This is a genomic window from Pseudomonas sp. MWU12-3088, assembly GCF_023242405.1.
GTDB lineage: Bacteria > Pseudomonadota > Gammaproteobacteria > Pseudomonadales > Pseudomonadaceae > Aquipseudomonas > Aquipseudomonas kribbensis.
In genome coordinates, this window is sequence record NZ_JALJEA010000007.1 from 220,530 (window position 1) to 235,416 (window position 14,887).

General features: G+C 55.3%; 15 protein-coding genes and 1 pseudogene. 11 read left to right on the plus strand and 5 right to left on the minus strand.

The features are described from left to right. Positions 1-5: 5 nt before the first annotated feature. Both mdtN and M5B98_RS18155 read left to right on the plus strand, forming a co-directional pair. Complete coding sequence (gene mdtN, locus M5B98_RS18150) at positions 6-1,058, plus strand: multidrug transporter subunit MdtN (RefSeq protein ID WP_248743515.1); 1,053 nt, start codon at positions 6-8, stop codon at positions 1,056-1,058. Further along, positions 1,055-3,064, plus strand: a complete 2,010-nt coding sequence (locus M5B98_RS18155; protein WP_248743516.1) for an FUSC family protein — start codon at positions 1,055-1,057, stop codon at positions 3,062-3,064. Before mdtN ends, M5B98_RS18155 begins: the two co-directional genes overlap by 4 nt. Here M5B98_RS18155 and M5B98_RS18160 read toward each other — a convergent pair. Then, positions 3,061-3,999 carry an AraC family transcriptional regulator gene (locus M5B98_RS18160; protein WP_248743517.1) on the minus strand — a complete coding sequence of 313 codons (939 nt, stop codon included), beginning with the start codon at positions 3,997-3,999 and terminating at the stop codon, positions 3,061-3,063. The two genes, M5B98_RS18155 and M5B98_RS18160, sit on opposite strands and share 4 nt — an antisense overlap. 21 nt (positions 4,000-4,020) lie before the next feature. Further along, entirely contained in the window at positions 4,021-4,836 is an 816-nt protein-coding gene (locus M5B98_RS18165; protein ID WP_248743608.1) for an oxidoreductase, read from the minus strand. 206 nt (positions 4,837-5,042) lie between these two features. Between M5B98_RS18165 and tspO the strand changes: the two genes are divergently transcribed. The 4 genes from tspO (at position 5,043) to M5B98_RS18185 (ending at position 7,423) form a co-directional block, all read left to right on the plus strand. After that, positions 5,043-5,486: a tryptophan-rich sensory protein TspO gene (gene tspO, locus M5B98_RS18170; RefSeq protein ID WP_207865964.1), complete on the plus strand. Its 444-nt coding sequence runs from the start codon at positions 5,043-5,045 to the stop codon at positions 5,484-5,486. 10 nt (positions 5,487-5,496) lie between these two features. Beyond that, positions 5,497-6,459 carry an alpha/beta hydrolase gene (locus M5B98_RS18175; protein ID WP_248743518.1) on the plus strand — a complete coding sequence of 321 codons (963 nt, stop codon included), beginning with the start codon at positions 5,497-5,499 and terminating at the stop codon, positions 6,457-6,459. 171 nt (positions 6,460-6,630) lie between these two features. Then, positions 6,631-6,963 carry a hypothetical protein gene (locus M5B98_RS18180; RefSeq protein WP_248743519.1) on the plus strand — a complete coding sequence of 111 codons (333 nt, stop codon included), beginning with the start codon at positions 6,631-6,633 and terminating at the stop codon, positions 6,961-6,963. Positions 6,964-7,105: 142 nt separating this feature from the next. Further along, a complete protein-coding gene (locus M5B98_RS18185; RefSeq protein ID WP_248743520.1) occupies positions 7,106-7,423 on the plus strand; it encodes a hypothetical protein in 318 nt (105 codons plus the stop codon). A 53-nt stretch (positions 7,424-7,476) separates the two neighbouring features. Here the strand turns inward: M5B98_RS18185 and M5B98_RS18190 are convergent. Both M5B98_RS18190 and M5B98_RS18195 read right to left on the minus strand, forming a co-directional pair. Next, a pseudogene (locus M5B98_RS18190) lies at positions 7,477-8,096 on the minus strand (tyrosine-type recombinase/integrase). 119 nt (positions 8,097-8,215) lie between these two features. Continuing rightward, entirely contained in the window at positions 8,216-8,536 is a 321-nt protein-coding gene (locus M5B98_RS18195; protein ID WP_248743521.1) for a hypothetical protein, read from the minus strand. A 529-nt stretch (positions 8,537-9,065) separates the two neighbouring features. On the opposite strand from M5B98_RS18195, the gene M5B98_RS18200 reads away from it, so the two are divergent. From M5B98_RS18200 to M5B98_RS18215, 4 genes are all read left to right on the plus strand, one after another. Then, on the plus strand, positions 9,066-9,512 hold the full coding sequence (locus M5B98_RS18200) for a hypothetical protein (protein ID WP_248743522.1): 447 nt from the start codon (positions 9,066-9,068) through the stop codon (positions 9,510-9,512). Position 9,513: 1 nt separating this feature from the next. Then, on the plus strand, positions 9,514-10,536 hold the full coding sequence (locus M5B98_RS18205) for a serine/threonine-protein kinase (RefSeq protein WP_248743523.1): 1,023 nt from the start codon (positions 9,514-9,516) through the stop codon (positions 10,534-10,536). A 328-nt stretch (positions 10,537-10,864) separates the two neighbouring features. Continuing rightward, entirely contained in the window at positions 10,865-11,806 is a 942-nt protein-coding gene (locus M5B98_RS18210; RefSeq protein ID WP_248743524.1) for a hypothetical protein, read from the plus strand. 585 nt (positions 11,807-12,391) lie between these two features. Then, complete coding sequence (locus M5B98_RS18215; protein WP_192553329.1) at positions 12,392-12,754, plus strand: DUF6124 family protein; 363 nt, start codon at positions 12,392-12,394, stop codon at positions 12,752-12,754. A gap of 121 nt (positions 12,755-12,875) precedes the next feature. On the opposite strand, the gene M5B98_RS18220 is transcribed toward M5B98_RS18215, so the two are convergent. Then, on the minus strand, positions 12,876-13,856 hold the full coding sequence (locus M5B98_RS18220) for a GlxA family transcriptional regulator (RefSeq protein WP_248743525.1): 981 nt from the start codon (positions 13,854-13,856) through the stop codon (positions 12,876-12,878). A 106-nt stretch (positions 13,857-13,962) separates the two neighbouring features. Here M5B98_RS18220 and M5B98_RS18225 point away from each other — a divergent pair, with 106 nt between their 5' ends. Next, positions 13,963-14,757: an SDR family NAD(P)-dependent oxidoreductase gene (locus tag M5B98_RS18225; RefSeq protein WP_248743526.1), complete on the plus strand. Its 795-nt coding sequence runs from the start codon at positions 13,963-13,965 to the stop codon at positions 14,755-14,757. The last annotated feature ends 130 nt before the right edge of the window (positions 14,758-14,887 follow it).

The window sequence follows — 14,887 nt, forward strand, 5'->3', positions numbered from 1 at the left end:
CCGCCATGAATAAACCCGACGCAAAACCGCATTCAAGCCGTGTGCCGGCGCTGTTGATCGTGCTGGCGGCGTTCCTGCTGCTGGGTTATGTGCTCTGGCAAACCGAAACCCGGCCGAGTACCGATGATGCCTACGTGTACGCCGACACCATCGATGTCGTTCCGGAAGTGAACGGCCGGATCGTCGAGATGCCGGTGCGCGACAATCAGTTGGTCAAGCAGGGCGATCTGTTGATCCGCATCGACGCGCGTCCGTATCAGGACGCGCTGGATCAGGCCAAGGCGCGGCTGGTGACCCTCAATCATCAAATCGGTTTGACCCAGCGCAGCGTGAACGCCCAGCAATACGAGGCCGCATCGGCGGTGGCGTCGGTCGAGCGGGCCCGGGCGCAAGCCACACAGTCCAACGACACCCTTCAACGTCTGGAGAAGTTGCTCGCCAAGGGCTACGTGTCCGTGGAGGCCGTGGATCAGGCGCGGACGGCGCAGCGTTCGACGGCCGCCGAACTCAACGCCTCGCGATTGCAGGCGCAACGTGCGGGAGCTGCCGTCAGTGGCGTGGATGCGTTGGTAGCGCAACGGGCCGAGGTCGAGGCGCAGATTTCTCTGGCCGAACTGAGCCTGGAGTTCACCGAAGTGCGCGCACCTTTCGACGGGCGAATCGCGTCCCTGCGCACCACCGTCGGCCAGTTTGCCTCGGCCTACAAACCGATCTTCACGCTGATCGATACGCGCCACTGGTACGTGGTGGCGAATTTTCGCGAGACCGATCTCAAAGGCATCAAGACCGGCACGTCCGCCACGCTTTATCTGTTGGGCGACACCGGCAAGCGCTTTCAGGGGCGGGTCGACTCGCTCAGTTTCGGCGTGCTGCCGGATGACGGCGGAACCGTCATCGAAGGCCTGCCGCGTGTCCAGCGCACCATCAACTGGGTCCGGGTTTCGCAACGGTTTCCGGTGAAGATCTCGGTGCAGGATCCCGACCCGGAGCTGTTCCGCATCGGCGCCTCGGCCGTCGCGGTACTGCGCCCTGACGAACCGGCCAAGACCGGTCAATGAAACACTCGGCGGAAGACTGGAACCGGGGCGGCCTGGAGCGCCTGTACCGGTTTCTGGTCGATGAGCTTCAACCCTATCCCGGTCGTATGAACCTGTTGCTGCGCACGCTGCTCGGCAGTGCGCTGGTGATCATCATCTCGATGACCCTGCAGGTGCCGTTGCTGGCGCTATCGCTGATCGTGGTGTTCTACGTGACGCAGACCAACGTGGTGCTGACCCGCATGGTCGGGATGCTGTTCCTGGTCGGTGCGACACTGGCCATCGGCTTGACCATCCTGCTTCTGAAATTCACCTACGGATACCCGCTCCTGAGAATTCTCGGCGCCAGCGTGCTGTTTTTCTGCAGTGCGTATCTGATTCGTGTGACCCGGATCGGCGTGGTGTTTTTCGTCGTCGGCATAGTGGTGATTTATGCCCAGACCTTCGTCGACCTGACCGATCAGGCTGAGGCCGTTTTGCGTCTGGTGCTCTGGGTGTGGGTGTCGGTCAGTTACGCCATCGGCCTGACGCTGTTGGTCAACACGTTGCTGTTGCCGTCTGAGCCTGTCAGGCAATTGCAGAATCATCTGCGCTCACAGTTGTTGATCGTTGCCCGGTGTTTGAGCGGCGAGCAGAGCGGGGCAGAGTTGGGTGCCGCCGCGATTCAACGCAGCGTGCTGGCCTCGCAACAACTGTTGCGGTTCGCCTGCATGCGCGACGCTGACTTTCGCAGTCAGCAGGCCGCGCATCTGGCACGCATCAGCAGTATTTCCCGGTTGTTGACGCTGGCGGCTCAACTGCCGCCGCCCACAGCCAATGCCCGGGCCACAGAGTTATTGCGTCAGGCCGTGCTTGATCTGAAGGCCTCTCTGGAGACGGGCCAGGTGCCTGAAGGATTGTCTGCACTTGATCAGATCGATACGACAGGTCTGCCCGGCGTGTACGAGGAAATGCGTCTGGAGTTGCTGTCTTTTCTCAATGTGCAAGAGGCTGACAGCGCCCCGGAATCCAAGGCGAAGGGGCCGCCGATGTGGGTACCGGATGCGTTCGAAAACCCGGTCTACACACAGTTCGCCGTCAAGACGCTACTGGCGGCGTCGCTTTGCTATCTGTTCTACATGGGCACGGACTGGCAAGGCATCCACACCATTATGCTGACCTGCCTGATCGTCGCTCAGCCCAGCCTCGGCGCGACCGGGATGCGTGCGACGTTACGTGTCGGTGGTGCGCTGGTGGGCAGTGCTTTGGCATTGGCGATGGTGATTCTGGTGGTACCGCACATCGATGGAATCGTCGGCCTGTTGTTCATGTCGTTGCCGGTGATTGCGCTCGGTTCCTGGATCGCCGCCGGCTCCGAGCGAATCAGCTATGCCGGTGTGCAGATCGTGTTCACCTTTGCGTTGGCATTGCTGGAGCAGTTTGAACCCAGCACCAATCTCACCGAGATTCGCGATCGCATCATCGGTGTGCTTTTGGGTGTCGGGATTTCCCTATTGATTCACGCTTTCCTGTGGCCCGAGGCAGAGGGTGAAACGCTGCGTCAGCGATTGGCGACGCTGGTTGGCCGGCTCGCGGATTCGCTGAAAACCAGACGAACAGCTGACGATGCCCCCCGTGATTTGCGGGTGTGGAGTGAGTTGGCCGATTGCCAGGCGATGGTGGCCCGGGTGGCACTGGAACCCGGTTGGCAAGTCGCCGAGAGTCATCAGGAAGTGCTGGTCTTGCGCATGCAGGAACTGCTGGTGCGACTCAGAACCATCGCCATGGCAATCGATGCGTTGCAAGTGGAGTTGACTCACGGTCAGTCCCAAGGCGAGTCTTGGCTGGCATCCCTTGAACTGTGCAACGAAACAGCGGCCGTGCTGGGTGACTACGCGCAACAACTGAAAGGTCAGCAGGGCTTTGCGGTCGTGAGCGGGGAGTTGGAGCGCTTGCGGGAATACGCCACGGCAAGGCTGGCGGACGATGTACTCAAGGCGCGTTTTCTTCAGTTGCTGGCCAGCGTGGAAAACCTGCCCGCCAGTTAATGCGACGAAACATACTCCGAGGGTGTAGTCGGCGCAGGCAACGCGTACGTCGCCTTCATCCACTCGATCTCCGCCTGCGGCGTTCTGCCAAAGAAGCGTTTGAACTCGCGACTGAATTGCGAGGCGCTTTCATAACCCACGTTGAACGCCGCTGCCGAAGCGGTCATGGCATTGCGCAGCATCAACAGCCGCGCCTGATGCAAGCGTGTCGACTTCAGATATTGCATGGGTGAGGTGTCCGTCACACCGCGAAAGTGCAGGTGAAAATTCGGCACGCTCATACTGGCTTCGTGGGCGAGTTGCTCGACGTCCAGGCGCTCCTGATAGCAGCTGTGAATTTTGCGGATCGCTCGAGTCACCTTGCCGAAATGCCCGTGTCGATTGAGCGCGGCACGCATCGATCCGCCTTGTTCGCCCGTCAGAATGCGGTAGTAGATTTCCCGCAGCAGCGATGGCCCCAGAATCTGCGCGTCCCCGGGAATGCTCATCGCCTCGAGAAAACGCAACGTCGAAGCGCGGAGTTTGTCGTCCATCGGCGAAGCGTACATGCCCTTGGGTAACGCATTGCTTGGGCCGTGAAGGTCATCCACTTGCTGCATCAACTCGCTGGCCAGCTGGAAGTCGAGGTGCATGTAGATCGCGAGCATCGGCTCGGCCTCGGTGGCATCGGTTTCCATGGTGAAGGGGATCGGCACGGACACCACCAGATAATGCTGGGCGTCGTAGACGTAGATGTCATCGCCCAGATAACCGCGTTTCAGGCCCTGACAGAGGATCACAATGCCCGGGTCGTACAGCACCGGTGTGCGGGTCAGCGGCCGGTTCGAGCGCAGGAAACGTACGCCTTCAAGCGCGCTGAGGTTGTAGCCCTCAACTGGTGCGAGGGTTTCCATGAGCTGCACCATGCGCGAGGTGCCTGCGTCGGCCTGCTTCATTGCGTTCTCTCTGTTGGCCACTCAATGGTCGGTGGAGCGAGTCAACGCTTCCCACTGATCGATCTCGTTGGCGGCGTGTTTGAGCTTTTCACGCACCAGGCGCAACGCGTCACTGCCCAGGAGCAGGTGCGCCGGTGGTGTCGGGCTGGCGATGATCTGCAACATCGCCCGGGCGGCTTTTTGCGGATCGCCGAGTTGCTTGCCGCTCTTTTCTTCGCGGGCCTTGCGCACCGGATCGAAACTGGCGTCGTAGTCGGCAATGCTGCGCGGCGTGCGCTGCATCGAGCGACCGGCCCAGTCGGTTCGAAATGAACCCGGCGCAACGGCGGTCACGAAAATATTGAAGGGCGCCAGTTCCTTGCTCAGCGTATCGGAGATGCCTTCGAGCGCAAACTTGCTGCCGCAGTAGTACGCGATGCCCGGCATTGTGATCGTGCCGCCCATCGAAGTGATATTGATGATGTGGCCCGCACGCCGCTGGCGAAAGAACGGCAGGAACGCCTTGATCACGGCGACCGCGCCGAACACGTTCACGTCGAACTGGCGGCGCATCTCTTCCAGCGGCGACTCTTCGAAGATGCCTTCGTGACCGTAACCGGCGTTGTTGATCAGCACATCGACCGGGCCATGAGTCGCTTCAACATCTGCGATGACGCCGTCGATCCGGTCGAAGTCCGTGACATCCAGCATCACCCCGTAAGCGTTATCCACGGAGAGCGCTTGAAAGGCGTGCAAGTCGGCTTCCTTGCGCACGGTGCCAATCACGCGATGGCCGGCCGCGAGTGCTTCCCTGGCCAGCGCATGGCCGAAGCCGCTGCTGACGCCGGTAATGAACAGGGTTTTGGTGGTGGAGGAGACGGGCTCCGGTGAATGGGGTTCAGCTCATGGTATCCATCGAGGAAACGCCCACCTATGTCGGTTTGTCTTTGAGCATTGCCTATTCCTATCAGCGATGCGAGATAACGGCCGATGAACTTTTTGCATGGCTCCGGGCATCCAAGAAGGAACAGACCCAACGCGCTGATATCAGCCAAGGACAGACGATGACCTTTCTAATTTTCCTGTTGGCCTGCGGTGCGGCAGCGAGCACCGGGATGATTTTCCAGCCGGGCCCATGGTACGAATCGCTGGTCAAACCGCGCTTCACACCGCCCAACTGGGTGTTTCCCGTTGCCTGGACAACGATCTACCTCTTGCTCGCGTGGGTCGGCTATCGCCTGACCCTGACACCCGGCAGCGAAACGGTCCTCGCCTTATGGGCAGCGCAAATTGCACTGAACACCTTGTGGACACCGGTGTTTTTCGGCGCCCATCGTCTCTTCGCCGGCATGCTGATCATCACGCTGCTGTGGCTGGTGGTCGCCGCGATGGTGGTGTTGGCATTGCGCCTGGATGTGATTACCGGATTGATCCTGTTCCCTTACCTGGCATGGCTGTGTGTCGCGGCGGCGTTGAACTTCTCCATACTGCGCAACAACCGCGAATAAAAAGGACGCAATGAAGACATCAATTGACTGGCCCGCCGACGAATACGAGTTGGCGCAATTACGCGCCTTCAACAAGAAACTCGCCCGGCTGCCGCGCTTTCGCATCCGCAATCGCATCACGCCGCGAGTGATTCAGTTGCTACTGCGCCTCAGCCAACTGGGCGGCGCGAGAAAGTTGCTCAAGCACGGGCTCGAGGCCGAACGCAAAGTAGTGAGCGTCGACGGCTCATCGGTGCCGGTGCGGATCATTCGGCCAAAGACAAAAGCCAAAGGCGTGGTGCTGGATTTTCATGGCGGCGGCTGGGTCATCGGCAATGCGCAAATGAACGATCATCTCAACATCGGCATGGTGAAAGCCTGCGACGTGGCGGTTGTCTCGGTCGATTATCGGCTGGTGGTCTCCACACCGATTGAAGGCGTCATGCAGGACTGCCTCACGGCGGCTCGTTGGCTGCTGAGCGATGACTGCCACGAGTTTGCGAACCTGCCCGTCATCGTCGTGGGCGAATCCGCCGGCGGCCACCTCGCCGCCGCAACCCTGCTGCAACTCAAACAGTGGCCGAAGCTGCTCGAACGGGTGAGCGGGGCGCTGCTGTACTACGGCGTCTACGACCTGACCGGAACCCCCAGCGTACGCAACGCCGGGCCCGATACCTTGCTGCTGGATGGGCCGGGGATGGTCGAGGCGCTGCAGATGCTCACGCCGGGATTGAGCGATGAAGAACGCCGGCAGGCGCCGTTGTCTCCGTTGTACGGCGACTTCACCGGGTTCCCGCCAGCGTTGATGTTTGCGGCGGAGCTGGATCCGCTCAGGGATGACACGCTTGAACTGGCCGAGCGTTGGGGCAGGGCGGCTGAGGTTGAAGTGCATTTGTTGCCGGAAACGGCGCATGGGGTGATTCATTTTCCGCTGGGGTTGGCGGGGAGGGTGGTTGGGTATGGTCGGGCGTGGGTTGCGGGGCGGGTTGCTTAGGGGGGAATGTTGGAGGGCCGTTTTCGGCCATCTGCCCGTCACGAAACGGAAGAAAGCGACCCCATACAGCCGCTCGGCACTGCCAGAAGTGGGCCAAAAGCGGGGTTTATCTGCTATGACATCAATGACGAGTTGCTCTGTGAGAGAGACTGTAAAAATATGATTACTACAGTGAGCCAAGACGATTACTTAAGCTATTTCGTCGTCGTGCATGGGGTTGACATTGAGACCTACGAACGGCTGGCCGTTCACTTCGAATGTCGTCGTGGCGGCATACGAGTGACGGACGAAAGTCGATATATCTCTATTCCCGTCACGATGGCCACCTTAGGGGACGCCCTTGCTTGGGTCACAACCGAACTGGGCGGGCGTTATCATGAGCTGTATTTAATAGCGTGCGTCGCAACCAAATTGTCTTGGAACGAAGTTGTCATTGACCCTGAGATAGCTTTGCTCGCTGGTAAAGCTGGTGCGGCGATTAAGGTTGCTTTTAAGCGAGCGTGATTTTATCTCTGCAATATTCGCAATGGATCGATTGCGGCCCATCGTGACACGCGACAATCGGCCAGAAGAGGTAGTCTTAGGTCGAATGGCTGCTCCAGATCCCAAGAGCAACTCCATCGCAATTAACAGTCGAAGGGAAATGATGAGCAACGAATTCAGCTATGTTTGGTTATTTCCACTGCTTGAAAAGCCTTTCGAAGCCGCGGCAATCGAATTGCCTGACGCGGTGAGAATCTTGCAGAAAAAGTACACGCTGCCTGCCGAGATATCCCTGCAACCATTAGTGCTCACGGCATTGGTTTCACATTCCGAGTACTGGGCAGGATTAGCGCTTCAATGGCTAGAAGATGGCTTTCCTTTGGATTTCGAACTTACTGAAACGTTGGCTTTTTGCGCCGAAAATAAAGCCATCCCTCAATCTCTTCGCCACAAAGCACGCAGACTTGCCCACCGAAAGTAAATGACAGCTATAGTCGGGTGGCGACGGTCTAGAATCAACCGTCGCGGCGGTGGTCAAACCTCGGTCTGTTCTGCCATTTCCAAAGCGTCATCGACTTCGATTCCCAAGTATCTGACGGTGCTTTCAAGCTTCGTATGACCAAGCAAGAGCTGAATAGCTCTAAGATTCTTTGTCCTGCGATAAATCAGAGTGACCTTGGTTCGCCTTAGCGTGTGAGTACCGTACATGGTTGGGTCAAGGCCAATAGTCGTCACCCAAGCTTTGACTATCCGAGCATATTGCCTGGTAGATAGATGCTCTGATCCGCGCAGTCGAATGGTAAACAGGACGTCCTCGCTGCAAAGGCACGCCCGATGCATCCAAGCCTCCAGAACCGTTCGAGTTTGTTCAGTAATTTCAAATTGCACGGGATGACGGGTTTTCTGCTGCATCACGATAGCGCGTGATGACACGTGCTCCCCAGGAGCTATGTCTCGTACTCGCAGCTTGTTAATTCACAGGCACGCAGCTTGCTGTCGATAACCAAATTGAACAGCGCCAAATCCCTCGTCTTCTCTGCAAGCTGAAGCCTCACTCGGATCGCCCAGATATCCCTGACTCGGAGCGGAGTTTTCTGCCCGACAAGCTTTCCCTTATTCCATGGTTGATGCCGATATTTAGCAATGGTGGCCATGGCGGTGTCCTCCACGATGGTGGAGGACTAGGGTGGATCAGTCGATCGGTACTATTGTCGCTATTCGGCCAGAAACGGGCGTTCAACGCTAAAGCCCAGCCGTCCATTTGGATGAATGATTAGGGCGCATTCCAGTCAATGGTTATATCACCTGTGTTAACGAAGAGGGCGATCTCCGCGAACAATAACAAGCTGCCACCCCATGAGGCCACTGCATGCCAGTAGCTGTATTGCCAAGTTTCTGGCGATACTTGGACACAGCTTCCATGAGCACAAACAAAATATTTTCCCGCTTGGATATATCCGTTGAGCGCATCGCCACCAATGTATTTGCTGATCGCTACGAAGATAAAAAAATTGAGCATGCCAAGCACTAGCGTTGGGTACAAAACCCACCGTGCTCGATTCGACAAACTCTTGAAAGTGAGACGTGATTTCATGACCCCTCACTAATGAATATACAAAGCCCTGGGGCCGGTTATACATCCTTGGTCGCGTCCAAAAATCTAAACGCGCCCCCTGTACTGATTGGAGCTTATCTTCGCGGAGGCCGGCTAACAACCAGATGCATAATCGGACGGAGGAAGCGGGTTAGGAAGTGGCTGTTTTGGATCGAGAAACGCCAGTTGCGAGAGTCGACTTTCCCCCCAAACCTGCGATTCGTAACAGGTAAAAGACGACCAAAGGCGGACGTTCACAAGCGACCGCTATCGGCCAGAAGCGGACGTTCGACCCTTGGCCACTTCTGGCCAAAAGCATACGTTTATCTAGCACAGGGCCGGCATAGGCGCTGTCTTTGAGCCCATATCATCAACTGGTGTGAAGGAATCCCCAAAGAGTGTTTCGGTATCTGCCTAGCCTGGACTGGTACATTATGTAATCTTCTGCTATAGACAAATGACCGCTTTTTCAGTGAAGCGATTTTGGAGCTGTAAAAATAATTACTAAAAATTGAAGGGAAATCAGATTATGAAAATTGGAGTAAGGGCCTCACCGACTGAAGTGATTTATTGCGTATTCGACCCTAGTAATGACGCGATAGTGAATATAGGAAAAATAAACATCCCTAAATCACTTGGAGTTCCTGAGCAGCTTAAGCATATCAGACTAAATTTACTCGACGTGCTTCGGGAATATGATGTTCTGGAAGCTGGTATAAGGATTTTAGAGCCTACAGCGCAGAGTATTTCCATTGAGCGAGTCCAAATCGAAGGCGTTATACAAGAAGCGTTCGCCAGTAGCAATGTGAAAAGTTACTATGTCGGCCAAATTTCAAGTATCTCTTCCAGAGTCGGAATCGATCGAACTCAATTCAAACCATTAGTTGAAGGTGAGACTAGTCTAGACGGCTTTGAAAACTGGCGTGACCTGTCTAAAACAGAGCGCGAAGCGGCGCTTTGTGCTATAGGAGCCTGATATGTACGGCGTATACAGTCGCGCAGAAGTCGAATTTGAGTATAAAAAAGAGATCGGTCAAGACGGGAGAAACTCTAGAGCCTACCTTGCACACGATAAATATCTTGATGCCGAACTAGTTATTAAAGAAATGGCTCAAAGCAGCTTTGAAAACAGCGATGCCTTTTTTGCGGAGTCCAGATTGCTATACAAGGCTGCCCATGCGCACGTTGTTCAAATTCAATATGCTTGCGCGTGTGAGAGCAACATTTACCTGGCATTGCCGTTTTACAGGAATGGCTCTTTAAAAGATTTTTCAAAGAACAACAACCTCACCGTGCGAGAAATAGTCAGGTTTTCGATTCAGATATGCTCCGGCCTTCATAATATACATTCAAAAGGTCTTATACATTTTGATGTCAAGCCCGATAATATCTTACTTTCAGACAGGCTAGAGGCATTAGTTTCAGATTTTGGGCTAGCAAAAGCAATGGGACTAAATTACATGGCCACGCCTGCTCAGATGTATACGAAGCACATGGCACCTGAGTATTTTACCGAAACTGAATTTACCAGCCAGTATGATATTTACCAATTGGGATTGACCATTTATAGACTCATTGTCGGAGAAGCAGAATTTAATGCCCAAATAGCAGCCTTTGGCTCCTTTGATGAGTTAAAAGATGGGATTCTCACTGAAGCATTCCCCCGCCGTTTGTCGCTTGAACACATACCCTCACGCCTGAAATCGATAGTGGAAAACTGTCTGAAGGTCGAACGCAATGAAAGGTATAAATCGGCACTTGAAGTTGCGAATGAGTTGGCTCAGATAGACGACAAAACACTCGATTGGGTATATGAGAACGACGATGGCATACGTCGATGGCACAAAGTGACGCCTACCCACGAATACTTGCTGGAGATCGACCGAACTGGCACGTCCGTCGCCCAAAAGAAGACTACAGCAGGGAAATGGTCTAGGATAAAGGAGTCATGTGGTGGATTGACCACCGCTGCAATCAAGAGATTTCTAAGGAAATTCTGATGCGTATTATACGCAATGACAGGAAAACATATAAAACTCGAGAGTCACTCTCGTCGCCGCCTAAAATTAAAGATTTCGAATCGAAACCAAAAAATATGGAGTTTGAATTTGAGATCTGCGGTCACTTTGTAAAACGCCGAGTAAAGTCCGATCAATAGAAAAAGCCCGGTTAATGCCGGGTTTTTAGCCTCTTCACTTCCAGCCTATACACTTAGCCGGATGGATAACATACTGGAGTCACGATAACCTGTGTATCCGCTAAGCTCCTTCATTGCGTGAGTTGGCCGCCACTATTCTAATCAAAGTCCTCGATCGAGACCTTAATCATATGTTAGTAGACATTCCCGATTCGAACGATTTTTATATATCCGCCGAGAACTTAATAAACGGCGCTTGGAACTGCCTGGTAAAACTTCTTGAAAACCATGAGGTCTTTGAGAATTTAGGATCTGAGCAGAAAACCATAGATCAGTATTGGACATTTGCAAAACCTGATCTAACATCAGCCTTAGCCATGGTGCAAAATGCTGTAGAATTTTACCTAAAGGCTAAAATATTGTCGATATCTCCATATTTGCTAATATCCTTAGATGCTCGACTCCTACCCAAAAAAAGCGAAATAAATGATATAAGCTTTAGTGATTTTAGAACGCTGGATGCCCAAGATTTATTAAAGGTGCATAACACTTTCTCAGCTGAAAGGCTAACGGATGAGTTCAAGCAATGGTTTGACGGCATGCGTTCAATGAGAAACAAAATTATGCATACGGTTGACAAGACGCTTTCAGTAGAACCTTCAGAGCTTGCTCGCTCAATATTGATGTGTCACGAATACCTCGTGGGTGGTAATTGCTGGATAAAATCCAGAGTAAGTTACTTGAATCGCTCGCCTGAACATGGCGTTAAGCTTTCCGAAGATCAGAGCAATGACTCATATATCCGCCTGGCAATTCATCGAGAATTTTCGTGGATTATCAATAAGCTGAAACCGTCAGATACAAAAAGATTTTTCAAGTACGACAAAAGACTAAGCGCCGAGCCGTGCTCTGCATGCTACAAAGTATTCTCTAAGTGCGAGTTTTTTGATGGGAAGTGGACGGACTCGTTTGTTGATACTCTGCAAGAAAAAATTAATACTAATAACGAGATGGAGTGCGTGGTATGTGGTCATCTGGCAAAATTCTCCGAAATCCAGTGTAAAGAATGCGAAGGTTATGTGGTAGATGAATCAACAGGAAAGTGCTCGCACTGTGCAACTTACGGGAATTAGGATTTCGGATTGAAGATTTCGGCTGAGTCCAGTTTATGGTTTTTTTCGCGTGCAATGCCAACCACTGGCTCGGTATTGTACTGAAAACCCTAAGCAGCTCGAATGTGCCAAATGCCACACAACCTTCGCAGGAATTTTGCCGAGGGCGGACTTGGTTTGAGCGTCCGCTTTTGGCCGAAAGCAGCCGGTCAAAAAAAAGGATGAGGGCCGCTCCAGATCCACCCGTTTAACTCTCCAAAAAAAACCGTTTAAAAGACACCTACCGTTACTTCCTTAAGGCTACACAACCTTGCGTCATTGCCTACGACTACGCCAGAATCCGCCGGCTTGTGCGTCTAGGGCGCGGGTTTTATCGTTTCCGGGTCACTGAAAAACAGTGATCGGGTTTGGTAGCCCGGTTTACCTGTCGCATCGCAACACCAGTTTGCAGGGACTCTTTCGTCCTCTGTTTTATGGTGGCCATGCGTAGGGCGTCTTCGGGCGCGCCGGGTATCCAGGTGACCGGTCTACCAACCTCCGTATGGCCACCACCCTCGTTTGGTAGCGAGGTTGATGGCTCCACTTTCTCACCCTGGAGTTACATCAATGATCAAACCAACACCCAACCCACCCGAAACCGACCCGGTTTCCCCCTACCAATTCCCCGATTCCCGAACCCTCAACGAAGCCGCCGAGCGCGCACTCGACCATTACCTCACCCCGCAACAACGCATCATGGGCAGTCACTCAAAGCACGATCCCATGTTCCTGGCCAACCCCGCCTACAACAGCGAATCCCTCCTGGCCAACGCCAGCGAATCCCTCGATTCCGCCAGCGAAATGCTCAGCAACTTCGCCGCGATCCTGGAACCCGGCCACCGCAAAACGGCGCTGGGCATTGCGCAAGTGGTGATGGTCGCGGGGCTGGCGGTGAATCAGGCGCTGGATCATGTCGAGGTGAAGACGTGATCGGTTGATGGCTGTCGCTCAATAGCCGGAAAGAAAATGGCCGAGGTTGTCAGGTGTAACTGACGACCTCGGCCATATTTTTTTCTGCACCTCTCAACGTTCGAACAAAGGGGAGGCCTCGTCAGTCTGCGATGTCTACGCTTTCCGTCCGCTTGACCACCACTTGGCGCGCATCCCGCCGCACTGCCTGCGGAGGCACGCCGAATCCTCGAATGAACGCTTCACGCATATGGCGCCGATCACGAAAACCGGATTCGCTGGCCACCACATCGAGAGAGTGTCGGCTCTGTTCGATCATCAATCGAGCGGCCTCCAGACGCAGGCCTTCGATGGCTTTTGCGGGAGATTGTCCGGTTTCCGCACTGAATATGCGGGTGAACTGGCGAGGGCTCAGGTGCGCCACGCCGGCCAGTTCTTCGACGCTGAGCGGTCGGCTCAAATGCTGCCGTGCATAGTTCAGCGCGCTTTGGATGCGGTCGGACTTGGGTGCGAGGTCGAGCATTTCCGAATGCTGCGACTGGCCGCCGGAGCGGTGCTGGTGCATCACCAGTTTGTGCGCCACCGAGCGGGCGATATCGACGCCCAGATCCTTCTCCACCATGCCGACCGCGAGGTCGAGGCCGGCGGTCATGCCTGCCGAAGTCCAGAAGGGGCCGTCGACGATATAGATGCGGTCGACGTCGACGCTGATTTCAGGATGGCGCTTCTGCAAGGCCTGCGCGTAGGCCCAGTGGGTCGTGGCGCGGCGTCCGGTCAGCAGGCCGGCTTCGGCGAGGATGAAACCGCCGGTGCAGATGCCGACGGTGCGCCGCGCCTGGTTGCCGGCCTGGCGCACGAAGTCGAGCACAGCAGAGGCAGTGTCGGTTTTTTCCGGATCATTGACCCCGACAACGATCCAGGTGTCGGCCAGTCCGGGCGCCTCGAGCGGGCGGGTTTCCATGGCCAGCCCCAGCGAGGAGCGCACCATGCCGCCGTCCGGCGAGAAGTTTTCGATGCTGTAGAAGGGCGCTTCGGCGATCTGATTGGCGAACTCGAAAACGGCTTGAGTCGCCAGGGAGAGCACCTGAAAACCGTCGGTGAGCAAGTAGCCGATACGATGCATGATGATTTCTCGGATGTCCTGAATCCATACCATATACGTCATTTGAGATATGGCCAAGCCGTCGCATTCTGTTCTCCAGTACTTCCCACAACCCTGGAGATTCGACATGACTCAATCCCGCCTCGGCACCGTCCTGATCACCGGCGCTTCGTCCGGCATCGGTGCCATCTACGCTGAACGCCTGGCCCGCCGTGGCCATGACCTGATTCTGGTCGCGCGCAATCGCGATCGTCTGAATGTCCTGGCCAAGCGCCTGAGTGAAGAAACCGGCCGCCACATTGAAGTCCTGGCTGCCGACCTGTCCGACCGGGCCGATCTGGCAAAGGTCGAAGATCGCCTCAAAACGGACGCCAACATTTCTCTGCTGGTGAACAATGCCGGAGTCGGTGCGACTCAGCCCTTGCTGGAGTCGGACGTCGACAAGCTCGACGACTTGCTCACGCTCAACGTGAACGTGCTGATGCGCCTGACTTACGCGGCGGTCCCGGGCTTCGTCGCCCGTGGCGGCGGCACGCTGATCAACATCGCCTCGATCGTGGCCATTGCCCCGGAGGTGTTGAACGGCGTTTACGGCGGCTCCAAGGCTTTCGTCCTGGCGTTCAGCCAATCCTTGCGTCACGAACTGGCGGACAAAAATGTCCGGATCCAGGTGGTGCTGCCCGGCGCGACGGCCACCGAATTCTGGAGCGTGGCCGGCACACCGCTGGAGCACCTGCCGGAGGCCATTGTGATGCGGGCGGACGACATGGTGGACGCTGCGCTGTCCGGCCTTGACCAAGGCGAGTTCGTCACCATTCCGGCACTTCCCGAGATCGCCGACTGGGATGCCTACGAGGCGGCGCGCCAGAAGCTGATGCCTGATCTGTCGCGCAGTGAGTCGGCTGCTCGCTATCGCGACTGAAGTTCGACGCAGGCATCGATTTGCGAACGAAGGGGGCTACGAACATAGGGGCCGAAATTACCGGCAGAAGTTCTCACTCCGCACGCGTCAGGCTTGAACGACCGTGCAAAACTCCTATGATGCAAAGGGC